We start from the raw sequence: 25799 nt of genomic DNA on the forward strand, positions 1-25799 counted from the left end.
TAGGCATAGTCGCTAATAGGAAAGCTTATCATGGCATTAAGGTAGTTCGGGATGAGAAACCAGTCTAAATTCATCAAAGAATGCACTAGTATCTGTCGTTGGTGCGCCGCTTGAAGTTACGCTAAATTGGTCGATTCGTATGTCATCTCCAGCCGTTGACTGATATTGAGCAAAAATCGTGACTGTCGTGTTATTTCCTGAGTTAAAGACTAAGGTATCAGGCCTAAAGCTATCTTCCGCGTCTTCGTCTTCTGCTAAGTTGGCATATACCGATATTTTTTCTGCCAATACTGTGCTATCAGCAAAGATGCCGTCTACAACCGCTGAGCCTGAATGAGCTCCAAACCTAACAGTGGCATCTTGCGCATCGCTACTTTTTAACAAATTGTACATAGTAATGGTGTAGTCTGTGTTAGCCGTAACGGCAATCGTTTGCGCAATATATGGATCGTAAGGTGTTCCGCTATCTGCATCGTTATATGTAAACTTGATAGAGCCATTAACATTAGACGAAGAATTATCTGAATCTTGTACTTGGCCAATGCCTGTGCCTTCGTTAACCACCCAGCCATCTTGGTCATTATCGAAATTGGGATTATTGAGGGCAATACTGGTAGTTACATTTTGATTGACCTGTGCACTCAATGTCACGCTAGTTGCTGCCCCTGAATTAAAACTAAGAGAAGTAAAACGGTAAGAAGATGAATCATTGCTTGCACTATAGCTTTGACCGTCAACCATAGCTGAAAGCTGGCCATCGCCTTTTACAAAAGCTGAAAAGGTATAATTGGTATTGGCCTGTATAGCGACGCTTTGAGAAATGATGCCATCTGCACCCTGCACTTGTGCACTATTACCCTTTGCAAAAGCGTCGTCACTCATGCTGGTAATACTTGCGTTAGTATTTGTCCAAGCCGATAAGTCTCCGCTATCAAAACCTGTGTTATTCAGCGCTATTACTTGTACTTTTGCTGGAGTACTTTGCGGCACATAACTTATGGGGCCGACTAAGTCAGGGCTTAACACGCCACGTAAATCTGTAATACTGGGAGTACTATCTAATACTTCATCAGCACCCGCTATCGTGTTGTCACTTCTCACTTGACCATCAAAGTCTACAATAGGTAAATCATATTCTCCTAAATCGGTGTCTGCATCAGCACTTAAGTCAGGACTGCCGTTGCTTGGTCTAAATATTCCTTGTGTGTCAGCTTCGAGTTGAGCATCTAACCATTCAAAACCATCAATTGTTGAGATATTATCTTCGTCAGACAAGCTAGCACCAAATACGTAGTTGCTCGAAAATACACTGTTAGTTGGCAAAGTGTCAGCGTTACGAATGGCTGCGCCTACCGCATCACCGACAATATTGTTAACCATGAATACTGTTTGCGGGCGGCTACTTTGATTACCCGCATATAAGTTAATACTGTTCACACTATTTACCACAGTATTATTTGCCACCAAAATATTTTCGACATCTTGATATCCATTGGTGGTAGAACCATTAGAATTACTGATTAATATGCCGCCATTAAAGTTAGTATTTAAGTATCGTGCACCTTCTATATAGTTATTGATAATACTATGATTAGCGTCTACGACTCTTATGCCCCCCGAAAATGGATTACCATCCCCCAAAATAAAGTTATTACTGATGATAGAGCCTTCGCCGTGTCTGCTCACTATTGATCCACGGCTATTACGCACTGTATTATGTTCAACAGTAACCTTTCCTGCCTTGATTGAGATTACTTCCGCTTCGCCATCAATTCCTTCAAAAAAATTATGCTCAATTACCGCAAAAGAATCACTGGTATGCGTGCTACTGCTTCCCACACGAATACCTTCATATTCATTGTCGCTGCCATCTGCATAGGCAAGTCCCTCTTTAGGTGGGCGATCACCAAAGTAGTTGTGATCAATTTGAGTACGGTCTTCAGTCCCTGGTGCATCACCCCGCTCAATAACAAATAACGCCCCACGCGTCACTTTGCCTGCTACCCAATTATGATCAAAGCGATTGTTTGAGCCATAAATTTGAAACCACTTGGTACTGTTATCATTGTTTGCATCCATGTTCACAAAGGTGTTTTCGGTAATGCGGCAATTATTGCAAGGGGTATTACTATTCGCCCTAGTTTGTAAAAGGCTACTACCTATGTTGCCATCGGCAAATATAAAACCCTGGAGGACCACATACTCACCGGTCATACCAACGAACACCTCGCCACCAATGATAACTTCACCAGGCGTTTGTGCAGCGACCGTAATTGGATTGTCGCTAGTGCCGCTACCACCAAAAGTAAGATCTAAACCAGTATAGTTGCCATTTGCCAAACAAAGCGTTTCACCCGCTGTCATATTGAAGCTAACCGCATCTTCTAACGCACTGCTCGAATTAAATACGGTCGTACAATTAACAGTGGGCACTTCATCATTGTCACCTATAGCACCTTTGGTTAATACTGAATCACCAATGGAATCAATTCCATTTATAGTAATCACTATGTTTGTATCGCTACCATCGACAGAAGTCACAACGATAGTGTCAGTGAGGCTATCGTTTGCATCGACCAAGCCAGACACACCAGCATTGTTTGTATTTAAAAGGTAGCTCCACACACCCGTAGTATTAATAGAAAATATCCCAAAGCTTGTTGCAAAATCAGATTGAGCGATAAAAGATGACTCGCCTGTATCAGGATCAGTGATTGATAAGGTACCAGTAGTGGGGGTGCTCATTTGATTGTCAATAGAACTTGCATTTACACCTGCACCCATGCCAAAAGTAGGTAAATCATTTACGCCGATAAAGGTAATAGTAATGTTGGTAGTGGTGCCATCTGTCGACGATATCGTCACACTATCTGATAAGTTTTGGTCTTGAGGTAATGCAATCAGTGTGGAATTTTGTGAATCTAAAGTATATGTCCACGCACCATTACTGGTAATAGTGAAAGTGCCATAATTTACGCTAACTTGGTTTTGTGCAACCGCGCTAGCTTCGTTGGTATCGGGGTCAGTAACCGAAATCACTCCACTTACATCGGTACTATCAGCACTTACACTTAGCGCTAAATCACCACTAAACTGAGCAGGTGTATTTGGTGTCGGATCCGGAGTCGGTAAAGATGGAGTGCTTGAATCGCTTGAGCCACCACCGCAGCCACTTAATCCAAAAAGTAAACCTAGGATAGCCCCATTTAGCATTGATTTTTTAATAGTTTTAATCACAAACACCTCAATTGTAGACCAAATTAAAATATTGGTTAACAATATAGTAACCAATTTAACACTTAAGTAAACTTTTTTATCAAGTGTCTATTTTAATTGGTCTACCAATTTTGATTAACGGAGTTTATGTGTCGCTATTTTCAGCTTAGTTTGTTTTTAAAAATAAAACCAAGCTGTATTGTCACCTGCAATTTATTCAAGTTCGCCTTGTGCACTTGTGACCGGATAACCAAGGTTCATCCAGCCAAATATCCCTTCGTATAGAACTGCTGTTTTGTCATAGCCCAACTCTCTGAGTTGTTTCACTATGTATTCCGTGGCCGCCCTTGGACAGGAGCAATAACCGACAATTTGCACATCCTTTGGCAAGTCTTTCACCTTGTCGGCTAAATCAGTGTAATAAGGAAACGGAACCGCTCCCTTAATATGAGCGCGCTGCCAAACAGATGGCACTCTAGTGTCTAACAATATCATTCTTTTGTTAGCTTTTATCGCTTCGTACAAATCAACTGAGGAAACATACATGTTGTCTGCCAACTCAAATTCGGGATCGTCGTTTTCAGGATTAATCACGTATTGATCGGGAGTGGGCAAGCTGGTTAATACTGTGCTCTCTACATTACTGTCTTTGGCTTTACTGCGAAGATATGCCGTTACATTGTCAATGTCGTCGGCAGACAAAGTACCTGCATAACCCAGCATTGGTGTGCCTTCGCGTCCTTTTTCTATGGTATAGCGAATAAATTCATCTTTATTATGCGCAAGTGCAGACTGATTAGCCAAGGCTGGAGCATTCACTCCTTCACCATTGACACCATGACATGCCGTACAATTTTCTTGATACACTATAGCGCCACGTGCGATGTCCCCGAGCACAGGGTTTTCCGAGAGTTTGATTCGCTCTGCACCAGATTGCCAAAATAACCAATAGGTCAAGTCCCATACTTCGTCTAAACTCATAGGGCCTCCCACTTCATCTAAGTAACCTGCCATAGCGGTACCTTGTCTACCATATGAAATTGGACGCAAAATCGAGTGAGGAACGCCAGATTCAAATAAAGTTTTAGAACGTAAAGAAGGTGCATGATCATTTTTATAGCCTTCACGGTTTTCACCATGGCAAAGGGAGCAATATTTTTGATAATTCTTTGCGGCTACTTGAGCTTGTTCTGTCGTTAATTCACGCGGTGGTTCTTGTTTTTCATATACTTTTTGAGCCAAACCATTACTCATTAATATGCCGTACAAAAGACCTGCAAATACTAACTTCTCAACATTATTCAATTTAAAAATCCTTCTAATTCGCATATTGCCCTTATATGCTCTCGATGTTCGTATAAGATTGATGGCATGACTTTATTGATTAGAGTACACAGCTTAGAAAAACGATGCAAACCTTGCCTGATTAAAAGAGAATATAGTGTAAATGCGATAAGCTGTGCTTTATTCAAGATACTTTGCATTGTATATATTCCATCACTCCGTCATGATTATATTAAATATTGTAACCGTTAATAAATCCTTGGGAGAAACTCATGAGAAAGCTACTTACTATTTTTTGCATAAGCATATCTTTGCTCAACTGTAGCCAAGCACCTAATCAAGAAACAGGTTGGCAGCTCAACTTTTTAGATGAATTTGACACCTTCAACGAAGACAACTGGCAAGACCAAATGCTATGGGTAAACAATGAAGACCAATGCTATTTACCTAACGGTGAACATGGCACGCGTGAAGTCAGCAATGGCACCTTAAAAGTTCGCGTTATTGACTTAAGAGATAAACAACCCTGTGACAACATGAGTAAAACGGGTGAAAAAAAACCTGACACCCAATATGTAGCTGGTCGTATTGCTTCAAAAAATAAAAAGGAATTTATAAAAGGTAAATGGACTGCTAGGTTGAGAGTTAAAAATAGCGGTCAAGCAGGTATGTTTCCGGCTTGGTGGTTACTCGGCGCTTTGAACAATGAACCTCCGGTACAAGAAGCTAATGAAACCGTTTGCTGGCCAATGGAAGGGTCTGGCGAATTGGATATTTTTGAACATCACAGTGATGGTGGTCCTGACCATTTTGCAGCTCGTGTAATTAAAAGTTTAGGCCATTGTGATGGAGGTGATTGGCAAGCGGAAATGGCGGTAGAAAAAGCTGACCTTGACCAGTTTAATGACTTTTCGGTTGAATGGTTAAATAACGATATTATTTTTCGTTTAAATGAAAAAGAGATCTATCGGTTGGAAGATCAGGGGGATGAGTATCCTGAGCCATTTTTCGCTATATTGAACTTTGCCAAAATAAACGATTCACCAATGACAATGAATTGGGAAATGGAAGTAGATTGGGTCAAACATGAAGTTTGGGCAGACTAAAAAATGAGCCCAAAATCAATTACTCTGAATTTGGGAGGCTTAGTCTTTTTGCTTTTTGCCTATTGGCAATTTAACGACCAAAGCCAATACGGAAATACCGATGCATGGGCTTGGATTGTTATTTACACGCTTTCTGCCATATTATCTTTTAGCTGTGCAACAAGCTATGTTAGGCCTGCCGTTTTGTATATTTGGTTTGGTTTCACTATTGGTGCATTGACCTTTCGCCTGCAAGATGATCAAGGTAATTTCGATTTAAGTAGGCTTGACCCAAGTAAAATATGGAATCAAGATCAAACATTAATGATACAAAATAGCAATGAATCGAGCGGCTTGCTGATTCTAGTATGTTGGGCTTTGTTGATGCTGTATTTAAATAATAATCATAGAGAAAAATAAAGAAGACGCTCCCAGAAAAACCAAAATAAGGCCATATACCAAGAATATTAGAAAAGTCTTAGGTACAACGAGCCAATAACTTTGCTGATAAGTCTTTTTTTGCGCCTTGGCTAGATATACCGGGATCAGCACAGTTAAAAAAGCCCACCAAGGACTTATTAATACCATGCCATAAGTAAGCATAATCCAGCACATTAGCCAGGTTTGGAAATGCAATACAAACAGTAAATGATCAAAATACAAAACCCGTTTAAACAAATATAAACCCTTTAGAACAAAAGCAAACAATGGTAAAAACAACAATAGAGCATTAGGTAATGTTTTTTCCAACACGTTAAACATTTTGTTAATGACAATTTGCGAATTACTCTGTTGGAGCTCTTCTTTTCGATCCGCTATGAGCTCACTGAACCATTTAATGTTGCCCTCGTCGGTTATTTTAAAATTTCCCAAATTAGGATCGGGTGCCTCTCTTCCAATCAAGATGTTCCCTATATACACATTCTTGTCACTTACATCGGGCGCTTCAATTTGAAATATCAAAAAAAATACAATGCTAACGACTAAATACATGCGTACCGGAGGTAAAATAGATACTCGCCGACCACTAACAAATTCTGTGGTCAAATAACCTGGTTTTAAAAATAAGGCACTAATACTGGTATAAAACTTAGAATCTATCGTAAATATGTCTTCTGTTAACTCACCTAACATTCGCCATATTGGACCTCTGCGGCTATGTACAGATTGACCACAGTGACTACAAAAATTCCCAGTTGTCGGGCTTTCGCAGTTTGTGCATTTAATTTCACTATCCATAAGCGTGATTATTTCAGTAATCCGGAAACAGACAATTTCCGAGCCAAAGGAAGTAATTCATGTTGCTGAAATTCGGTATCAGCAGTGCCAAACCAGACCATTACCAATTCATTACCTGAAGATACATAGAGCCCTTGCCCAGAATAACCCGATTTAAACATATCCCCATCTTTCCATATTAAATCCCATTGCCACCGGCTATGCAGTGGTGCATCGCCATCAAAAAGCGTATCTAATTGTTCAATGCGTTCATCAGAGAAAAGAGGCCGATGTTTATTTTTTAGAAAATCACGATGGTTTTTTCCTATTGTTCCCCAACCTCTATTATTATCAAAGAACATGAGACCAAATCTTGCAATATCAGACAAACGTGCACTTAGTCCACCAGACGCATAAGCCTCACCATGTTTGTTGATCAACATAAGGCCATCTGCTTCAGCGCCCATTGGTCGCCAAAGTAAATCGGAAAAAGCACGTGCCAGTGGCTTTTGAGTTATTGCTTCAACAACTAAACCAGTAATAATAGTATTTGAAGAGGTATATTCAGTTTCCTCACCGGCTTTGCGATGAGCGCTCATACTTTTTAGAAACTCGCTTGCAGTACCAATGGTTTTTCTGATTTGAGGCACTACGCCTAGCGCCTCTTCTGCTCGATAGACACAGACCTCTGGGTTTTGATAACCATCGCTATCTCGGCAGTCTATCCCTGAGCTCATATCAACCACATCTTGCAAGGCTATATTGCCCCAAGCGCTGTTAGCAAAATCTGGCAAATACGTTTTCACTGGGGCTTTCATATCAACTTTACCCTGCTCTTCCAATACAGCTAGAGCAGTTGCAGTTACCACCTTAGTAACCGACCATGTCATGTGCCGCTCAAGTGGGCCAATTGTTTTATACCGCTGATAAACAATCTTGCCTTTGTGCAAAATCATCATACTATCTATGCGCTCATCGGCTGAAACATAATCGTCAAAACTTAAGGCTTTATCATCTATTTTTACTTGCCATTGATTTACCTTACTATTCAAATCGACGGCTAAGGGACGTGTTTTGTTATGATGAATGGTGGTATGCGGGAAAAGCCCTGGCATTTCACGCCAAGCAAAACGGCTAGGCTCACCGCCCAAATCAAACTCCACATGTTTATAATCTTTATACATTTTGCTGTGATAGTTTACATCTGTGCGGGAGCTGTCTTCTTGAGCAGAGACAAGAAAAACGCCCAAACTCAAAAAGCCGATTAACAATATACTGCTGCTATTTTTGATATTCATATCTTTTCAACTCAACACAAATGAATGAATCAAAAAGAATAAAGCTTATTTTATTGAAATCAAGGTAAAAGCGAATAGATATTAATATACTGGTTCTTATTGAACCAAGAAAGTTGATAAATATACCGACTTTGTCACTTAAGTGATTTATGAAAATACTAGAAATATAAAAAGGCATTAGCAATCAAATTACTAATGCCTTTAATTAATTGGAAAGTTCTATTTTAGTGCGCGCTTACGCAAGCCAAGCGCAGCTAAACAAATGGCAAATAGCGCCAATGTTGCAGGTGCTGACACTACAGAAATGCTGCTTAATCTAAAACTATCATTACTTTGAACGGCACCAACACCAAAGGTTGTGCCGTAGTAGCCGCTAAATGACACATCTTGGGATACATCTTCGTTTGACAAGATTCGGTTAAACATATTACCTTCAATAAGGCCAAACTCAAAGTCATCGCTATTACCAAAATCGGTAAATCCGATGCCGGTAAACATAACAGCGCGTGAGAATGTAAAAATTAGTAAGTCGTTACCAGAATTTCCATCAACACGACCGCCTTGATCAGTGTTTATGCCGACAACACCCAAACCGTCGTCGTCAAGCAAGCCCAAACGTCTATTATTACTGTTACCTGTGTCAACATCTGTGATTACTGATGAGTTGTTTGAAAATACCGCAGCTTCGATATTTAAATCTACGCCTGGCATTACATCTACGATATTTCTAAAAGTGAATTGTGTAAAACTTGTTTTGTAATCATCAAACTCTATAACAACAGCGTTAGCTACCGATGAACATAGCACTAACGAACCTAATAATAGGCTCCGTATTTTATTGGTCATATTTTCTCCTCTTTTATAGTTAACCAGCCATACATGATGTAACATGCAAAAAACAAGCCTTTTGAAATAACTATAATAATCATGCACTTACATAAATACGTTAGCGCTTATGTAAAATTTCCTGACAGTATAAAATAGTGGGATTGTTTAAGATTGTCAGAACCCATGATAAGTCACAAACTCACTATTGTCGGCGCGTGTTGAACGTACGTCGTTAGCAGCAAAGTTTTCATCAGGATAGCCCATTGCAATACAAATCATAATGGCTTCGGTATCTGGAATATTAGCATGCTCGTGCACCACATCTGACTGCATAATACCTTGCCCATTGATCACGCAACCTAGCCCTAAATCCCACGCAGCAAGCACAATTCCGTAGGCCAAAGACCCTAAACCAAACTGAGTAATGCCTGCAGGTTCGAGTGTTTTGTCATATGTAAGTACTAGCGATACTGGCGCATCAAACTGACGAAATCCGCGCATCATCCAATCCATGCGTTTTTCTTTGTCTTCTCGAGTGATGCCCATTACTTCAAATAGCTGAATAGCAACGTCGATTTGGCGTTTACGATGAATCCCCTCATAATCTTCTTTATAAGGAAAGTCGCGTACGTGCGGTTTTCCAGCTAGGGTATTTTTAGTATTTCCTTCTCGGATTTTATTGAGGACGTCACCCCCAACCGCATGAATTTTCCAAGTTTGTGTATTATAAGACGAAGGCGCCCACTTAGCAGCATCAATTACTTTATCAACGGTTTCCCTACTAACTGGCGTTTCTTTAAATCCACGTACACTTTTACGTGATTGTGCGAATTCGGCAAAATTCATAGTTTTCCTTATTATTTTATTTATTCGGCTAAATGCCTAAGCTTAAATTCAATATTACAGTGAGTGGCTGCTTCTTCTATCGTTATAATTGTTTGTTTGTCCCAATCAGAAGATGTCATAGTTTCCTCTATTACAAGATAATATTGATAAGCATATTCATAGTTTTTAAATTCGTTTGTTACATCGCTTATATTTTTGTAATAATCAGCCATCATGTAATGATGTACAAGCAAATTACCTAAACGAGAAGAGTCTTCTGGCCTCTCTTTATGCCGCTTTTCATACCAAGCAAGCACCACCAAAAGCCCCTGTTCTGCTTTATCATATCGCCCTAACTTTTCAAGTGATGTGGCTCTTTCCGCAATAAGCAATACCTATTATCGATAAACATATACATACAGAATGCAATTGATAGTAAATAATTGCAATACCGCTGGGTTTAACATTTTTGCAGAGCGTATCTCACTTTTTTCCTCAAGGAAGGCAAAATATCCTGCTCAAACCAAGGGTTCTTCTTTAACCAAATATTGTTACGTGGGCTTGGGTGGGGCAATGGTATATACTCTATGTGTTCACCATCGCAGCCATTTTCTTTGCGATTAAAAATCTGCCAATCTTTAACTGTTTCTGTCAATGTATTTTGTTTACGCAAGTAAGCGTGTTCATTTACATGCCACTCTATCGCGTATTTTCCAATGAGTAAGCACAACTCTATATTAGGCATATGCGCCAACAGTTTTTTCCGCCAGGTTGCTGCGCAAATTTTGGGTGGAGGGAAGTCACCATCTTTTGCTTTACCTGGATAACAAAATGCCATTGGCAAAATTGCTATGTGTTGTTGCTTATAAAATTGCGCCTCACTTATGCCCATCCAATCACGTAAACGCGCCCCACTTTTGTCCATAAATGGCGCATATTTTTCATGAGTCACAATACCAGGAGCTTGACCTGCAATGAGTATTTTGGCGTTAGCATTTACGCTAAAGATGGGTCTTGGTGGCAATGGAATTTTGGCGCTACACAAATCACATTGACGCACTTGTTGCGTTAATATTTGTAAATTTGCCATGATTTTTGGATGCTCTCTTATTTATCATCGATAAATTTAAAATATAAAGCGAAGAGCGATAGACTAGCATAGCTGGCAATGATGACAAAAAGGCTACTGAATATTAGTAGCCTTTTTATGATTTAGCAGGGTTTTGTTAAAAGCTTACTGGTGGTCTTACAACCATCTTGATAGTCGCAGTATCAATCACATCGAATTTGGCTGCATTAAAAGGCGGCAAACCATATTTGCCTACATTATTACTGAAACCATATCCATCTTGAGGTAATCCCATGGCGTTAATGTCCATCTGCCCATTGTTATTCAAGTCATGAATGAGTTTGATTGCATATGTACCGTCAGGTAAGCCGTTAAAATTCAAAGTAATCGACTCTTCATAAACGTCAATTGATGCTGTTTGAATCGGCTCTCCGTTTCCGTTGTATGCATCTTCAGAATCATATATGGCAAGTAATATCTGGCCAGACTGTTTTTCTATATCGGTTAAATTAACTTCAAGCTCACTTGCAAATGTAGCACTGCTGCTAATTGCCATAGAAAGGGTAAAAATACAGCTTGGAATAAGTGTTAAAAATGTTTTAGTGATGGTCTTCATTGGTCGTTTCCTGTGTTGAGTTGACAGGATTAGAATAACAATCACAACACATGAAAGAATGTACTAGAGGTCATGATTTCATATTATGACTTTTGGCATACTTTCATATCTTTAACTCACCTAAATTTCTGTTCAAGATAGCCGATACTTAGATATCGTGAAATAATCCTTAACGTGAATTATGACCATTAAACAGAAACTATGGCTTGCCATGGGTAGCCTATCATTTATTATTTTGGCTATAGGTATTTTAGCTAACGCTAGTTTCAATAAGTTAGATAAACAAAATAATATCTACTCTAGTATCTCTAGTGCAGACAACTATATGTTTCGGGCCCGCTTATCACAGGCCGATTATTTACTACTAAATGAAGTAGAATTCGAGGAACAAGTAGACCGCTTTCTTAACGAAGCTAAAAACAATTTAAAAACCACTCAAAAACAAATGGATGTTAAATCAAGCATAGAAAGGGTAAACCAAATTTTAGCTTCTATCGACCGTTATAAGGCTGAATTCACTATTATTGCGACGAGTACGGAACAATTATCCTCCTCTGCTATGTCGTCATTGTTTGAAGCGGCCGGTGATGCTGCATTTGCCACTGAGGCTTTACTAAAAGAAGAAAGGGAAATTGTAAACCAGACGCGCAAAAATGCGACAAGAAACGTATTGATTGCCGTTGCCATAGCCTTGCTTGTAAGTGTTTTTCTAGCTTCTTGGTTAATTAAAAGCATTATGCGACCTCTCACAGCGTCAATGCAGATTGCTGAAAATATTGCTAGTGGAGATTTAAGCCACGCGCAAGAAACAAGTAATAATGACGAATTTTCCTTATTAATAAAAGCGCTCAACAAATCTACGTCAAAATTAAGAGAAGTTATTAGTAAAATAAAGCAAGTAACCGTTAAATTGGATGATGCGGGTGTCATGGTAGAACATGCAGTTGCCCATTCAAACGACTCTATGCAGAAACAAAAAGATGAAACAACTGTTCTTGCGTCATCGGTGGTGCAAGTTGCTGATGCGAGTAAAAACATAGCGCAAAACGCAAACGATGCGAGCACGAAAAGTTCTGAAGCAGAACAAGAGGCAATACGAGGAAATCAAAAAATTAGTGACGCTAGGCAAGCGATGCACGATTTATCTAGTGAATTAAGTAAGGCGTCTGATTCTGTAAACAAGTTAAATGACGATTCTGATAATGTTGCGGATATACTTAATGTAATCCGATCGATAGCTGAACAAACAAATTTATTAGCGCTTAACGCAGCTATTGAAGCAGCGAGAGCAGGTGAACAAGGTCGAGGTTTTGCAGTTGTTGCAGATGAAGTCCGAACTTTAGCTGGACGGACGCAAAATTCGATAGAAGAAATCACTCATATTATTGAGGTTATACAAACAGGCGCTTCAAATGTTGTAGACGTTATTTCTGAATCGAACAATCAAAGCGCTAAGGTTATGGAGCTTAGTGATGAAGCCTCTAACGCTTATTCTGTGATTAGGAATGAGGTAGGACAAATTGCAGATTTGAATAAACAAGTTTCGAAAGAAGTCTCTGAGCAATTATCAGCTACTGAGCTGACGAAAACAAATATTGTCTCCATTTCTGATTTAGCCAATGTGAACGCTGATTCATTGAGTTCAATCACCGCACAAATAGAAACTCAAACCAATGAACGTAAAGCTTTGCAAGATTTAATCGGGTTTTTTAAAGTATAAAAAAAGTGCTCTTCTCAGAGCACTTTTCATTTCTGTTATTGTAATTTTAGTTAAACGTCTAGATTTTCTACGTTTAATGCATTCGACTCGATGAACTCTCTGCGCGGTTCTACTTGGTCACCCATCAATGTCGTAAATAACTGGTCAGCACTAATTGCGTCTTCGATAGTTACCTGTAACATTCTACGCGACTCAGGATCCATGGTCGTTTCCCACAGTTGTTCTGGGTTCATTTCGCCTAGACCTTTATAACGCTGGATATACTGACCTCGTTTTGCTTCAGCCATTAACCATTCAAGCGCTTGTTCAAACTCAGTAACTGGTAACGTTTTCTCGCCACGTTTAACAAAGGCACCTTCTTCCATTAAATTGTTTATGGTTTCGTTGAGTGTTCGTATTTTTTCATACTCAGGAGATGTTATAAAGTCATGATTTATATGGTATTTATAGTCTATTCCATGCTGTTTCATGGTAATAACCAAGTCGTTTTGTCCCTCTTCCGTTAACTCTATATCAAACAAAAAGCTACGGGAATCGTCTTCACTAATGGCTAATTGATCAACTAATTGCTCACCAATCGCTTTCAGGGCCGCCTTATCGTTCAACACCTCTATTGTTATCGGGTCAGAGTATAACAGTTGTGTCAGTAATGAATTAGGCATTCTACGGTGCATCCTACTAATCATTGTGATTGTACTCTGATACAACTTAACCATATTCTCTAAAGCAATACCCTTTATCGCTGGTGCATCGGGACTTACGTGTAACGAAGCATTGTCTACCGCTAGGTTAGTCAGTAGTCCATTTAGGGCATCATCGTCCTTAAGGTATTGTTCTTGCTTACCTTTTTTGATTTTATACAAGGGCGGTTGAGCAATAAAAATGTGTCCACGTTCAATCATTTCGGGCATTTGACGATAGAAGAAGGTAAGTAGTAAAGTCCGAATATGAGAACCATCCACATCAGCATCTGTCATAATAATAATACTATGATAACGCAATTTGTCTGGATCATATTCATCACGACCAATGCCACAACCTAAAGCGGTAATTAATGTAGCAACTTCTTGTGACGACAACATTTTATCGAATCTTGCTTTTTCAACATTCAGAATTTTACCTTTTAAAGGCAATATCGCTTGGTTTTTACGATTACGACCTTGCTTAGCTGATCCACCCGCTGAATCACCCTCCACTATATATAACTCAGATTTTGCTGGATCTTTTTCTTGGCAATCCGCTAATTTTCCTGGTAACCCAGCTAAATCTAGCGCCCCTTTGCGTCGAGTCATTTCTCTTGCTTTGCGAGCCGCTTCTCTAGCTCGCGATGCATCTATGATTTTATTAATAATGATTTTCGAGTCACCTGGATTTTCCATCAAAAACTCAGATAACTTTTCGCCCATGGCGCTCTCGACGGCAGACTTAACTTCTGACGATACTAACTTATCTTTTGTTTGAGAAGAGAACTTAGGATCTGGCACTTTTACGCTAACAATGGCGGTTAAGCCTTCGCGCGCATCATCACCACTAGCGCTTGTTTTATTCTTTTTATTATACCCTTCTGCTTCCATATAGTTATTAAGTGTGCGAGTTAATGCACCTCTAAAACCTGCTAAATGAGTACCACCATCCCTTTGTGGAATGTTATTGGTAAAGCAAAAAATGTTTTCTTGAAAGCCGTCGTTCCATTGCATCGCTACTTCAACTGCTACACCATCTTCCCGTTCAGTTGTGAAATAGAAAGCCTTCGAACCCACAACATTCTTATTTGTATTCAAATATTCAACGAATGCTCTAATCCCGCCTTCATAATGGAAATTGTCTTTTCTTCCATCTCTTTCATCTTCAATGGTGATTGATACGCCGGAATTCAAAAATGATAATTCGCGTATACGTTTTGCTAACTGGTCAAAATGGAAAATCACATTAGTAAATGTTTCTTCACTGGGCCAGAATCGAATTGTTGTACCTGTTTTATCAGTTTTTGAAACTGCCTTTAGTGGAGCCACAGGCACACCCATGTCATATTCTTGTTCGAAACGTTCACCATTGCGTTTTATAACTAAGGTTAATTTTTTAGATAGCGCATTTACAACTGAAACACCTACGCCATGCAGACCACCCGAAACTTTGTAGGAGTTGTCATCAAATTTCCCACCTGCATGCAATACAGTCATAATAACTTCTGCGGCAGAAACCCCCTCTTCTTCATGAATGTCGGTTGGGATTCCTCGACCATCATCACTTACGGAAACTGAATTGTCTGAATGAATTTTGATTATTATTTCAGAACAGTGGCCCGCCAACGCTTCGTCAATTGAATTATCGACGACCTCAAAAACCATATGATGCAATCCGGTACCGTCATCTGTATCACCGATATACATACCTGGGCGTTTTCTAACGGCGTCAAGCCCTTTTAACACTTTGATATTGGACGAATCATAGTTGCTTTCTGACATCTTTACTCCTCTGTCACATGGTTATGTTCCACGTGAAACACTTTTTTGTTGTTGTAATGCTGCATAAATGACAGTTGTTCTTTTTGTATCGCTGTCACAAATACTTGTGTGTTTTGCTCCATCACAGATGCAATAAATTTTTCTCGAGTATCTTCATCTAACTCTGCAGCGATATCATCAATTAAAAAAACACTTGGCTTTGCTGTTAGTTCTTTTAAAAGTTTAACCTCAGCTAATAGTAATACAGACACTAATAATCTGAGTTGACCCCTGGACATGAAATCCGCTGCATTTTTACCATCGACGATAAATTGCATGTCAGCTTTATGTGGACCAGAAGACGTAGAACCTTTAAACAGATCCCGATCTATTTTATTTTGTAAACTTTCCAACAGGGTACAATTTTTATCCCAACCTCTAGTATACCTTAATACTACATTTAACTCAGGATAAAATTGCCCGTATAAAGCACTTATTTCGTCATTTAAGCGTGAAATATAGTCTTGTCTTAATGTTGTGATTGAATTTCCAAGATCGGCCAGCTGTTCTAACCATACGTCTTGTTCACTAAACTTAGCTGATTCTTTAAAATCGAATTGCTTCAATAAAGCATTTCGTTGTGATAAACAGCTTTGATAACGAGATGATAAATAATGGAATGAATGTTCCACGTGAAACAATAACCAATCTATGTATCTTCGTCGACCTAAAGGCGCCCCTAAAATTAAGTCACTACTTTGCGGTGTAAATATCTGAACGGGTAACATTCTAGCCATATCTGAAATACGTTTGGTTTTATCGCCATTTACACTAAAGGTGTAGCCGTCTTGTTTAGACCTTGAGAAACCTAATCTTGTTTCATCCCCTTGCCAGTCAAATAAACAAAATCCAGCTGCCTGAGTTTGGTCGTTTTGAATAAACAAGTCAGGCTTGTTCGTTCGGAAGGACCTTCCAAAACCTAATACATGGATCGCTTCCAACAAGCTAGATTTACCTGCTCCATTGTCACCGTAAACAAAGTTTAAATTAGCATGAGGCAAAATGTTTACAGCTGTTAAGTTTCTGAAACTAGACAGCCGTAATTGGGTAATATGCATGCAGAAACTATAAGAGAAAGGAAATTATGATGAGACTAAAATTGCCACTAGAGTCTCATCGGCATAATGACATATTGTGAAGAATCATCATCTACCGGAAGCCCGTCCACAATTTTCACACCATGTACTAAAGCACTGGCATTAGAATCAGAAAGCTTAAAAATGACAGAATCAGTTTCAATCGCGTTAAGGGCATCAATTAAATAAGCTACGTTGAATCCAATTTCAAGACTCTCGCCTTGGTAATCAACGTCGATAATTTCTTCAGCTTGTTCTTGTTCTGGATTGGTAGCCGTTATTTTGAGTTCTCCAGGTTCAAGATTTAGTCTTACCCCTTTGAATTTCTCGTTCGTTAATATCATTGCGCGAGAGAAGGCTCCCTTAATAATATCTCTAAATACGACTAGGCCTTTATCAGTATTTTTAGGTACCACTCTATTATAATCGGGGAATCGACCGTCAACTAATTTACTAGTGAAGATAAAAGAGTTACTGAACAAACGAATGTGGTTTGCACCTAATTGTACTTTTACTTTAACGTCTGAGTCTTCAATTAAACGCGAGATTTCCATAACGCCTTTACGTGGAATAATTACTTGTTTAGCAGGTAATGGTTCTACATCATAATCTACTAAGGACATTGCTAAGCGGTGACCGTCGGTTGCTACAGACCGTATTTGCTTGTCGGATGTTTCTAAACTCATGCCATTTAAATAGTATCTAACATCCTGCTGAGCCATAGAAAACTGAACAGATTCAATGAGTTGCTTTAACGCTTGTTGGCTAATTTCAAATTCACTATCACCTTCCCAATCTTCCAAATTAGGATAATCATCAGCACTTAAGGTAGCTAGAGAATATTTTGAACGGCCCGATTTTACCAATGCCTTATTTTCTTCGACAGTAAATTGAATAGTGCTATCGTCTGGTAAACCACGCACAATATCTAAAAGTTTTTTCGCAGGAACTGTAATTTGACCGTTGCCACTGTCCTCGCCTAAAGACACATTCGCTATAAGTTCGACTTCAAGGTCAGTGCCGGTCATCCATAAAGCGCCGTTGTCTACTTTGATAAGCACATTGCCTAAAATTGGCAATGTATGACGACGTTCAACTGCACCTGCTACTAATTGCAGGGGTTGTAAAAAGCTTTCTCTACTAATGGTAAAATTCATGGTTAGTACTCTTTATAAGTATTTTTTTATGATAGCCGAAAAACGCTAATCATAGAATACTATTTTTAAGAAGATAATGTGCGAATTAAATTTTTATAATCTTCAGTAATATCATGATCATCCGCGCGTAACTCTGCAACTTTCCTAACCGCATGAATGACCGTTGTATGATCTCTGCCTCCAAAATTGTTACCAATTTCAGGATAGCTATTACTTGTCAGTTCTTTTGCCAGAGCCATTGCCATTTGTCTAGGCCTTGCGACACTTCGTGTTCTTCTTTTTGACAAAATCTCAGACACTTTAATTTTATAATAGTCTGCAACTGTTTTAATTATATTATCAATAGTAACTAACTTATCTTGCAAGGCAAGTAAATCTCGCAACGCTTCTTTAGCGAAATCTATCGTGATGGCTTTACCAGTGAAATTCGCATTAGCAATCACACGATTTAAAGCACCTTCTAACTCCCGTACATTTGACCTAATTTTCTTTGCCATAAAAAAGGCAACTTCACTGGGAAGATCTATCCGATTTTGTTTAGCTTTACTTAACAAAATCGCTACTCGTGTTTCTAATTCAGGCGGTTCAATAATAACAGTCAATCCCCATCCAAAGCGTGATTTTAATCTATCCTCGACCCCATCAATCTCTTTAGGATAACGGTCAGACGTTAATATTATTTGTTGGTTTCCTTCCAATAAAGCATTGAATGTATGAAAAAACTCTTCTTGACTGCGCTCTTTATTGGCAAAAAATTGGATATCATCAATAAGTAAAGCGTCCACTGAACGGTAGAAAGACTTAAATTCTTCTATCGCATTATTCTGTAATGCCCTCACCATATCTTGTACAAAACGTTCAGAATGCATATATACAATTTTAGCGTTAGGATTTTTCTTTATTATTTCATTACCTACTGCGTGAATGAGATGTGTTTTACCTAGCCCAGTTCCACCGTATAAAAACAACGGGTTATACCTTTTGGACTGCGCACTTGCTACTTGAGTTGCTGCTGCCCTTGCAAGCTGGTTTGATTTTCCTTCAACAAATGAATCGAAGGTATAGCTAGGGTTAACATTACTGTTGTGATTTTCTAATTTGGGAATAACTGGCACTTTAGGCGCTGACTGGTGGTAAGCCGTATTTGCGTTGTGGTTATTCGCCTGGCTATTTTCACGACTACTCAGTTTATTCTGAATCTCTGGTGGCACATGATTGATACTTAGTTTCGGGGGCAAGGAAGAACTCACTTTAGCATCGACACTTGTGTCAAATCGCTTAGTATCTGCTTCCATCTCCGAAGGAGGTGAACCGGTAGACAGAGCTAACTTAGGTGCATCTGCTCCATACAACTGCTTAAGCGTTGCAATAATTAGATGAAAATATTCATCTCGTACCCAACTTACGATAAAATTATTTGCCGCGTATAATTGTAGAGTTTCGCCATCAAAATGAGACTTAAGCGACTTTAACCACATATTAAAGGGTTCGGCCTCAACTTCGTGGCGGATTGCTTCTAAACAGTTGTCCCAATTAACAGCCAATATTTTTCCTAATTATTACGTTTGATCTTTGCGGGTGAAAGACTATAAGCCAAAATTAAGCGTTTATCCACAGAGAATATGGTAAAAATGGCAAATAATGCCTGCTTTATACACAGACTGCGTCTATCATATTGTTTTTATTACTTATTAAGTTATATATTACTTTCGAGCGCCCTTATATTAGAACATTATCTATAACTTTTAAGTCTATATTTTACATATATTTAACGTTTTTGTGGATTAATCTGTGGATAACTTGTTAGTAATTTTTATTAGTTGATTCTTCGCCCTTTCATTTGATTTGCGGTAGATTATTTTTTATCTATTTACAATTTATCCAATACAATTTAACGCTTAGTTTGAGTAACATTAAATTTGCATTTTTTAAATGCAATTATATTGATCTATGCCTTGACTTTACTGGCTTTGATCTCTATTATTCCGCGTCCATTAATTGAGGTGTCGACTAGCCAAATGTTTTCAACAAAAAGGCTATATGGATAACCAGTTACAATCGCTTTTACCCTTAACAGATAAAAAATGTATGGTTTAAAGCTAAACAAGATGAGAGTTAGGTCATGAAAAGAACTTTTCAACCAAGTAATATTAAGCGTAAACGTTCACACGGTTTTCGTGCACGTATGGCAACAAAAAACGGCCGTAAAGTATTAGCAAATCGCAGAGCTAAGGGCAGAAAGCGTTTATCTGCATAATTATTTATCTGCCACAGATAACTGTAAATGCATAAATGCGAATGTGGTTTTGAAATATGAATACAAAACTACAGTGCTTCCCAAGGGAGTCAAGATTATTGACTCCAAAGCATTTTTCATTTGTATTTGAAAATGCAATTCCTGCTACCTCCCCCACTATCACTGTTTTAGCAAGACATAACAAACTTGAGCAACCACGCTTAGGCATTACTGTACCGAAAAAGAAAGTAAAACTAGCAGTAAGTAGAAACCGCATAAAAAGAATAGTTCGTGAAAGTTTTCGCTTAAACGCACATTCTTTGCCAAATGTTGATATTATCGTAATAGCAAAACATGGTATAAATGACCTTGATAATACACAAGTTCATACCCAATTAAATACCTTGTGGCAAAGGATAAGCAAACGATGCAAATAACTAAATTGATTTCAACGATATTAGCGGCGCCTTTGCTGCTGATTATTCGTTTATATCAACTCTTTATTTCTCCAATGCTAGGACAAAACTGTCGGTTTCATCCAACTTGCTCTTGTTATGCGCACCAAGCATTAAAAACACATGGACCCCTTAAGGGTAGCGTGCTTGCTATAAAACGAATTGTAAAATGCCAACCGCTTCACCCCGGTGGCATAGACCCGGTTCCCAAAGCACACAATGCAAAAGTTGCGTTGAATAAAACACATAAAAAATCAAAACTAATCACATGAGACTGTTATGGAATCCCAAAGAAGTATTTTAATTATTGGTTTGTTGTTAGTAAGTTTCTTACTATGGATAGAGTACCAAGACGCTTACGGACCAAAAGCGATAGAACCAGTCGCTCAACAACAAAATGTTAGTCCACAAAACCAAGGTATTCCTTCTGCTGTCGATACTGCGGATGCTTCAAATAATGCGATCCCAACATTAGTAGACAACACTATTAATAATCAGACAAGCGATGTGCCACAGGGAAACAATACTATTGTTCCAGCTGCTCCCGCGCTTGTTGCTGATCCTAGTAACGTTATCACCGTTAAAACCGACACTCTTGATATTCAAATAAATCTGGTTGGCGGAGACGTTGTTAAAGCTGACTTAGTTAAGTACCCTGTCACACAAGGCGCCACCGATTCTTATCAAATGTTAAAACCCATTGATGGTGTTCTACATATCGCACAAAGCGGCCTGATTGGAAAAGACGGTACTGACAAAGCCAGTGGGCGAGCAAAGTACCAGACGACTAACAATAACTATGAACTAACAGGTGACTCATTAACCGTTCCCTTAACTTGGCAATCTCAAGACGGTATTGTAGTAACTAAAACGTTTACATTTACTCGTGACAGTCATCTAATCCAAGTTGATTATTTAGTTCAAAATAACAAAAGTGAAACGGCGCAAGTTACTCAGTTTGCTCAATTAAAACAAACTTTGAATGAAATAGAAGGCGGCAGTATGTTTATGCCGATTTACCGTGGTACTACATATTCAACGCAAGAAGACAAATATAAGAAACTATCTTTTGGTGATATCCAAGACGAAAAACTACGAGTAGCAACTATTGGTGGTTGGACTGCCATGATCGAACACTACTTTGTAGCGGCATGGGTACCACCACAAGAACAAACAAATACTATTACTGCACGCCTTTTACAAAATCAATATGCAGTCATTGGATACACGGGAGAACAGGTACTTATCCCTGCTGGACAGTCAGCTACTTTATCCAGCCAATTATATGTGGGACCTAAAGACCAAGCCAAACTAGCTGCGATTGCCAATGGCCTCGACTTTACAGTAGATTACGGTTTCTTATGGATGATTTCCCAACCTTTGTTTACTTTACTTCAATTTTTACACAGCTTAGTTGGAAACTGGGGCGTAGCAATCATACTCATTACGCTAATCGTTAAAGGCAGTATGTATTGGCTAACTAAAAAGCAATATGAGTCTATGGCTAAAATGCGTAATTTAACGCCTAAAATGAATCAGTTGAAAGAACGATTTGGTGACGACCGTCAAAAAATGTCACAAGCCATGATGGAACTGTATAAGAAAGAAAAAGTAAATCCCATGGGCGGTTGCTTCCCATTATTACTGCAAATGCCCATCTTCTTGGCTTTGTATTGGGTGCTACTAGAAAGTGTTGAATTACGTCACGCGGAGTTCGCACTTTGGATAACAGATTTGTCGGTAAAAGATCCTTGGTATGTCTTGCCAGTGCTAACGGGCGCAAGTATGTATTTATTACAAAAACTTCAGCCAATGACAATTCAAGATCCTCTACAGCAAAAACTGATGCAGTTTATGCCGGTGATGATGTGCGTGTTCTTCTTGTGGTTCCCGTCGGGCTTAGTTTTATACTGGTTAATTTCTAACGTGGTTACACTAGTACAAGCAAAAATTATTTATGCCTCAATGGAAAAACGTGGGATCAAAAGTAAATAATTAAGATTAATTGACCTACAAAGCCCGCATTAGCGGGCTTTTTAACTTATACTTTTTACACTTTAATTTAAAGGAAACAATTATGCCTTCTTTTGATGTAGTCTCTGAGCTAGACAGTGTTGAAACTAAACATGCTGTCGATAACGCCAACCGTCAACTTACCACGCGCTACGATTTTAAAAATGTAGAAGCAAGTTTTGAATTTGTGCAAGACACAGTGGTAATGAACGCCGAAGCTGAGTTTCAAATACAGCAAATGGATAGTATGTTGCGTGATGCTTGTTCTAAACGCGGCGTTGATACCTCTGCCCTAAGTGCTAAAAAACTAGAACGAACTGGTAAAAACTTCAAACAAACAATTGAATTTAAGCAAGGTATTGACCAAGCACTGGCTAAAAAAATGGTTAGGCTTATTAAAGATAAAAAAATGAAAGTACAAGCCAGTATTCAAGGTGACCAATTGCGTGTTACCGGCAAAAAACGTGACGACCTACAAAGTGTAATGGCGCTATTGCGTGGTGAAGACTTTGGCCAACCATTACAATTTACAAATTTTCGCGATTAAATCAAATGTCTGACAACCCACTGGCACATTCTAACGATACCATTGTCGCCCAGGCTACTGCGCCAGGCCGTGGAAGCGTAGGAATTGTTAGGGTATCGGGTAAACATGCAAAAACAATTGCCAAGAAAATACTCGGAACATGCCCTACTCCCCGCCAAGCGATATATCAGGGTTTTTACGATCGCAATAACAATATTATTGACCAAGGCATTGCTTTGTTTTTCCAAAACCCACATTCTTTTACTGGCGAAGACGTGCTTGAATTGCAAGGTCACGGTGGCCAAGTGGTTATGCAATTACTTATTGAAGAATGCCTTCACACTGGTTTAGTCCGACTAGCCAAGCCTGGGGAATTTAGTGAGCAGGCGTTTTTAAACGACAAAATGGATTTGACCCAAGCTGAAGCCATTGCTGACTTAATCAATGCATCGTCAACACAAGCAGCACGGGGCGCCATGCGTTCAATGCAAGGTCAATTTTCAAAAAGCATTAATACTTTGGTTGAAAAAGTCATTTATTTACGCATGTATGTTGAAGCTGCGATTGATTTCCCTGAAGAAGAAATCGATTTTTTAGCAGATGGACTTGTGCAAAAAAACCTTGTCGATATTGTTTCTCTTCTCAATGAAATAAAACAACAAGCTAAACAGGGCTCTTTATTGCGCGACGGTATGCAAGTAGTGATTGTAGGTCGCCCTAACGCCGGGAAATCAAGTTTATTAAATGCATTATCGGGTAAAGATAGTGCAATTGTTACTGATATCGCTGGTACTACACGTGACGTGTTAAAAGAGCATATTCATATTGATGGTATGCCGCTACATGTTATTGACACCGCCGGATTACGTGATGGTGCCGACACTGTTGAACAAATCGGCATTGAACGAGCCTGGCAAGAAATAGAGCACGCAGACCACGTGTTGTTTATGGTTGATGCAAGCGAAGAAAAAGAAGAGCAACCTGATGCTATTTGGCCAGAATTTTACGCAAGACTACCAAAAAATATGGCTATGACGGTTATAAGAAACAAATGCGACTTGAGCCAAGAAGCATTTGGTATTGATATCAGTGATACTTATCCAGTAATTAGATTGTCGGCAAAGTCGTCAATGGGACTAGAACATTTAACCCAACATCTAAAAGACTGCATGGGCTTTGAACAAGTCGGAGAAGACCAAGTCATAGCTCGCCAACGACACATAAGCGCACTAGGATATGCCGAGGAGCACATATTACTTGGCAAAGACCAATTAGAACAACAAATGGCGGGTGAACTACTCGCAGAAGAACTGCGAATAGCACAACAACATTTAAATGAAATAACCGGTGAATTTACCTCCGACGATTTACTCGGTAAGATATTCTCTTCTTTTTGTATTGGTAAATAAGGATGTGTCTATGAAATTTGAAATAGTGGTCGGTTCTGTTTTGGGTGCAAGTGAATACGTCGCGGAAGCACTCGAAACAATGCTCAAAGAAAAAGGACATACAACAAACTGTCATTTTCAACCAGCAATAGATAATGTTGATTTAACAAATATTTTATTAGTAGTGACATCCACACATGGTGCAGGTGATTTGCCCGACAACATACAAGAATTTGCTGACGATTTAGCACGTGAGAATTTGAGTAATGTCAACGCTATTATTATTGGTTTAGGCGATTCAAGCTATGACACTTTTTGCGAGGGATCTGCAGAAATAGAAAGTATTATAGAAGAGGAAGGTGGTACCCTTTTACTACCGGTATATCAGATAGATGTGCTACATCATCCTATTCCCGAAGACGTTGCGGTAGAATGGTTGTCAAACAATTTAGATAAAGCCTTAAATAGCTTATAGAGCATTCACTAAGTTTAGTGAATAGCGCTATTTTTTAGTAGACAAACACTTTGAATGAATTTGAATTAGAAGCCTTAAAATCACCACTAAGTAATGTATCCCGAGTACTTTACTGTGTGTATTTGCGACCACAAATTAGTGAAGGTAAACAACAAGCGACTATTAACAATAAACGTATTCTTGATTTAATTAATAGCAAAAAAACTGTTATTAGCCTTGGCCGCCAAATAAGTTCGCTATTAAAAGAATTAAAAGGTGTAGGACTAATAAAACTAGAAGATAACACTGACTTTTCTAAATCATTACACAATAAAAAAGTCATCTTACCCCTAACTGAATTGCCTCTGTCACTTGAAGATCCGTCCATGCATAATCAATATAAAAGTATGAAGCTTGATTGGCGCCCAATAGATAAAGTATTTGACGATTTATGCAGCTTGGTTGGTTTAATTGAAAAAACTTTTAGTGCTGAAGAATTAGGTGAATTTATTGCATATTGGCTAGGCCGCGTTGATACCCAATGCACCGAATATCAATGGACGCAAAAACTGGTTATTCATTTGAAACAAAGGCGTCAACGCTTTCCTTTATCTGAACAACGTGCACAACATAAAACAGCTGCTGGACATCAATATGTGGAACCTAGCGCGGGTATAGTGTTTGACGACAATGTGAAATTGCTGATAGAACAATACAAAAACGATATTTAACTCAGTAAAATATAAACTGCAAGATAGAAAAACCACTTTCAGTTGTTAAACGCTGCCCAAGCTATTAATATCATCATTCAACATTAAGTTTAAGACCCAA

The 25799-nt window shown here is 38.9% G+C and carries 24 protein-coding genes; 11 read left to right on the forward strand and 13 right to left on the reverse strand.

Translation table 11 applies throughout. The features are described 5' to 3' along the window. Window positions 1–36: 36 nt before the first annotated feature. Together RM552_RS08185 and RM552_RS08190 are read right to left on the reverse strand one after the other, a co-directional pair. Window positions 37–3237, reverse strand: a complete 3201-nt coding sequence (locus RM552_RS08185; protein ID WP_311368338.1) for a chondroitinase-B domain-containing protein — start codon at window positions 3235–3237, stop codon at window positions 37–39. Between the two features lie 192 nt (window positions 3238–3429). Next, window positions 3430–4521 (reverse strand): c-type cytochrome, encoded by a 1092-nt coding sequence (locus tag RM552_RS08190; RefSeq protein ID WP_311368339.1) that lies wholly within the window; start codon window positions 4519–4521, stop codon window positions 3430–3432. A 251-nt stretch (window positions 4522–4772) separates the two neighbouring features. On the opposite strand from RM552_RS08190, the gene RM552_RS08195 reads away from it, so the two are divergent. Then, window positions 4773–5606 (forward strand): glycoside hydrolase family 16 protein, encoded by an 834-nt coding sequence (locus RM552_RS08195; RefSeq protein WP_311368340.1) that lies wholly within the window; start codon window positions 4773–4775, stop codon window positions 5604–5606. Between the two features lie 3 nt (window positions 5607–5609). Then, entirely contained in the window at window positions 5610–6005 is a 396-nt protein-coding gene (locus RM552_RS08200; RefSeq protein ID WP_311368341.1) for a transmembrane 220 family protein, read from the forward strand. Here RM552_RS08200 and RM552_RS08205 read toward each other — a convergent pair. From RM552_RS08205 to RM552_RS08235, 7 genes are all read right to left on the reverse strand, one after another. Beyond that, window positions 5979–6719 (reverse strand): DUF3667 domain-containing protein, encoded by a 741-nt coding sequence (locus RM552_RS08205; RefSeq protein WP_311368342.1) that lies wholly within the window; start codon window positions 6717–6719, stop codon window positions 5979–5981. The genes RM552_RS08200 and RM552_RS08205 overlap by 27 nt on opposite strands. Window positions 6720–6832: 113 nt before the next feature. After that, window positions 6833–8101 carry a serine hydrolase domain-containing protein gene (locus RM552_RS08210; RefSeq protein WP_311368343.1) on the reverse strand — a complete coding sequence of 423 codons (1269 nt, stop codon included), beginning with the start codon at window positions 8099–8101 and terminating at the stop codon, window positions 6833–6835. A 219-nt stretch (window positions 8102–8320) separates the two neighbouring features. Next, the gene (locus RM552_RS08215) at window positions 8321–8947 is read right to left on the reverse strand and encodes a hypothetical protein (RefSeq protein ID WP_311368344.1); all 627 of its coding nucleotides are present in this window, start codon (window positions 8945–8947) and stop codon (window positions 8321–8323) included. A 156-nt stretch (window positions 8948–9103) separates the two neighbouring features. After that, the gene (locus RM552_RS08220; protein ID WP_311368345.1) at window positions 9104–9775 is read right to left on the reverse strand and encodes a nitroreductase; all 672 of its coding nucleotides are present in this window, start codon (window positions 9773–9775) and stop codon (window positions 9104–9106) included. Between the two features lie 20 nt (window positions 9776–9795). Next, window positions 9796–10146 (reverse strand): hypothetical protein, encoded by a 351-nt coding sequence (locus RM552_RS08225; protein WP_311368346.1) that lies wholly within the window; start codon window positions 10144–10146, stop codon window positions 9796–9798. A gap of 68 nt (window positions 10147–10214) precedes the next feature. After that, window positions 10215–10844, reverse strand: a complete 630-nt coding sequence (locus tag RM552_RS08230) for a uracil-DNA glycosylase family protein (protein ID WP_311368347.1) — start codon at window positions 10842–10844, stop codon at window positions 10215–10217. Window positions 10845–10980: 136 nt separating this feature from the next. Then, entirely contained in the window at window positions 10981–11439 is a 459-nt protein-coding gene (locus RM552_RS08235; protein ID WP_311368348.1) for a DUF2141 domain-containing protein, read from the reverse strand. Between the two features lie 181 nt (window positions 11440–11620). Here RM552_RS08235 and RM552_RS08240 point away from each other — a divergent pair, with 181 nt between their 5' ends. Then, the gene (locus RM552_RS08240; RefSeq protein ID WP_311368349.1) at window positions 11621–13159 is read left to right on the forward strand and encodes a methyl-accepting chemotaxis protein; all 1539 of its coding nucleotides are present in this window, start codon (window positions 11621–11623) and stop codon (window positions 13157–13159) included. 50 nt (window positions 13160–13209) lie between these two features. Here RM552_RS08240 and gyrB read toward each other — a convergent pair whose 3' ends face one another. From gyrB to dnaA, 4 genes are all read right to left on the reverse strand, one after another. Next, the gene (gyrB, locus tag RM552_RS08245; protein ID WP_311368350.1) at window positions 13210–15624 is read right to left on the reverse strand and encodes a DNA topoisomerase (ATP-hydrolyzing) subunit B; all 2415 of its coding nucleotides are present in this window, start codon (window positions 15622–15624) and stop codon (window positions 13210–13212) included. Between the two features lie 2 nt (window positions 15625–15626). Then, window positions 15627–16721 carry a DNA replication/repair protein RecF gene (recF, locus tag RM552_RS08250; RefSeq protein ID WP_311368351.1) on the reverse strand — a complete coding sequence of 365 codons (1095 nt, stop codon included), beginning with the start codon at window positions 16719–16721 and terminating at the stop codon, window positions 15627–15629. Between the two features lie 47 nt (window positions 16722–16768). After that, window positions 16769–17896, reverse strand: a complete 1128-nt coding sequence (gene dnaN, locus RM552_RS08255; RefSeq protein ID WP_311368352.1) for a DNA polymerase III subunit beta — start codon at window positions 17894–17896, stop codon at window positions 16769–16771. A 65-nt stretch (window positions 17897–17961) separates the two neighbouring features. After that, complete coding sequence (dnaA, locus tag RM552_RS08260) at window positions 17962–19440, reverse strand: chromosomal replication initiator protein DnaA (RefSeq protein ID WP_311368353.1); 1479 nt, start codon at window positions 19438–19440, stop codon at window positions 17962–17964. Between the two features lie 578 nt (window positions 19441–20018). Here dnaA and rpmH point away from each other — a divergent pair. The 8 genes from rpmH (at window position 20019) to RM552_RS08300 (ending at window position 25699) form a co-directional block, all read left to right on the forward strand. Further along, complete coding sequence (gene rpmH, locus RM552_RS08265) at window positions 20019–20153, forward strand: 50S ribosomal protein L34 (protein WP_136250695.1); 135 nt, start codon at window positions 20019–20021, stop codon at window positions 20151–20153. 56 nt (window positions 20154–20209) lie between these two features. Continuing rightward, the gene (gene rnpA / locus RM552_RS08270) at window positions 20210–20569 is read left to right on the forward strand and encodes a ribonuclease P protein component (RefSeq protein WP_311368354.1); all 360 of its coding nucleotides are present in this window, start codon (window positions 20210–20212) and stop codon (window positions 20567–20569) included. Continuing rightward, window positions 20560–20859, forward strand: coding sequence for a membrane protein insertion efficiency factor YidD (gene yidD, locus RM552_RS08275; protein ID WP_311368355.1), 300 nt, complete (start codon window positions 20560–20562; stop codon window positions 20857–20859). The genes rnpA and yidD overlap by 10 nt, the downstream gene beginning before the upstream one ends. A 7-nt stretch (window positions 20860–20866) precedes the next feature. Further along, window positions 20867–22582: a membrane protein insertase YidC gene (gene yidC, locus RM552_RS08280; RefSeq protein ID WP_311368356.1), complete on the forward strand. Its 1716-nt coding sequence runs from the start codon at window positions 20867–20869 to the stop codon at window positions 22580–22582. 82 nt (window positions 22583–22664) lie between these two features. Next, on the forward strand, window positions 22665–23147 hold the full coding sequence (locus RM552_RS08285) for a YajQ family cyclic di-GMP-binding protein (RefSeq protein WP_311368357.1): 483 nt from the start codon (window positions 22665–22667) through the stop codon (window positions 23145–23147). Between the two features lie 5 nt (window positions 23148–23152). Next, complete coding sequence (gene mnmE, locus RM552_RS08290; protein WP_311368358.1) at window positions 23153–24535, forward strand: tRNA uridine-5-carboxymethylaminomethyl(34) synthesis GTPase MnmE; 1383 nt, start codon at window positions 23153–23155, stop codon at window positions 24533–24535. Between the two features lie 10 nt (window positions 24536–24545). Continuing rightward, window positions 24546–24989, forward strand: a complete 444-nt coding sequence (locus RM552_RS08295) for a flavodoxin domain-containing protein (RefSeq protein ID WP_311368359.1) — start codon at window positions 24546–24548, stop codon at window positions 24987–24989. Between the two features lie 50 nt (window positions 24990–25039). Then, window positions 25040–25699, forward strand: coding sequence for a DnaT-like ssDNA-binding domain-containing protein (locus RM552_RS08300; protein WP_311368360.1), 660 nt, complete (start codon window positions 25040–25042; stop codon window positions 25697–25699). Window positions 25700–25799: the final 100 nt, after the last annotated feature.

This window comes from Glaciecola petra (assembly GCF_031846345.1).
Lineage (GTDB): Bacteria > Pseudomonadota > Gammaproteobacteria > Enterobacterales > Alteromonadaceae > Glaciecola > Glaciecola petra.

Coding starts and splice junctions, on each gene's coding strand:
- RM552_RS08195 (WP_311368340.1), top strand. CDS start 4,773: ATGAGAAAGCTACTTACTATTTTTTGCATAAGCATATCTTTGCTCAAC.
- RM552_RS08200 (WP_311368341.1), top strand. CDS start 5,610: ATGAGCCCAAAATCAATTACTCTGAATTTGGGAGGCTTAGTCTTTTTG.
- RM552_RS08205 (WP_311368342.1), bottom strand. CDS start 6,719: ATGTTAGGTGAGTTAACAGAAGACATATTTACGATAGATTCTAAGTTT.
- RM552_RS08210 (WP_311368343.1), bottom strand. CDS start 8,101: ATGAATATCAAAAATAGCAGCAGTATATTGTTAATCGGCTTTTTGAGT.
- RM552_RS08215 (WP_311368344.1), bottom strand. CDS start 8,947: ATGACCAATAAAATACGGAGCCTATTATTAGGTTCGTTAGTGCTATGT.
- RM552_RS08220 (WP_311368345.1), bottom strand. CDS start 9,775: ATGAATTTTGCCGAATTCGCACAATCACGTAAAAGTGTACGTGGATTT.
- RM552_RS08230 (WP_311368347.1), bottom strand. CDS start 10,844: ATGGCAAATTTACAAATATTAACGCAACAAGTGCGTCAATGTGATTTG.
- RM552_RS08235 (WP_311368348.1), bottom strand. CDS start 11,439: ATGAAGACCATCACTAAAACATTTTTAACACTTATTCCAAGCTGTATT.
- RM552_RS08240 (WP_311368349.1), top strand. CDS start 11,621: ATGACCATTAAACAGAAACTATGGCTTGCCATGGGTAGCCTATCATTT.
- gyrB (WP_311368350.1), bottom strand. CDS start 15,624: ATGTCAGAAAGCAACTATGATTCGTCCAATATCAAAGTGTTAAAAGGG.
- recF (WP_311368351.1), bottom strand. CDS start 16,721: ATGCATATTACCCAATTACGGCTGTCTAGTTTCAGAAACTTAACAGCT.
- dnaN (WP_311368352.1), bottom strand. CDS start 17,896: ATGAATTTTACCATTAGTAGAGAAAGCTTTTTACAACCCCTGCAATTA.
- rpmH (WP_136250695.1), top strand. CDS start 20,019: ATGAAAAGAACTTTTCAACCAAGTAATATTAAGCGTAAACGTTCACAC.
- rnpA (WP_311368354.1), top strand. CDS start 20,210: ATGAATACAAAACTACAGTGCTTCCCAAGGGAGTCAAGATTATTGACT.
- yidD (WP_311368355.1), top strand. CDS start 20,560: ATGCAAATAACTAAATTGATTTCAACGATATTAGCGGCGCCTTTGCTG.
- yidC (WP_311368356.1), top strand. CDS start 20,867: ATGGAATCCCAAAGAAGTATTTTAATTATTGGTTTGTTGTTAGTAAGT.
- RM552_RS08285 (WP_311368357.1), top strand. CDS start 22,665: ATGCCTTCTTTTGATGTAGTCTCTGAGCTAGACAGTGTTGAAACTAAA.
- mnmE (WP_311368358.1), top strand. CDS start 23,153: ATGTCTGACAACCCACTGGCACATTCTAACGATACCATTGTCGCCCAG.
- RM552_RS08295 (WP_311368359.1), top strand. CDS start 24,546: ATGAAATTTGAAATAGTGGTCGGTTCTGTTTTGGGTGCAAGTGAATAC.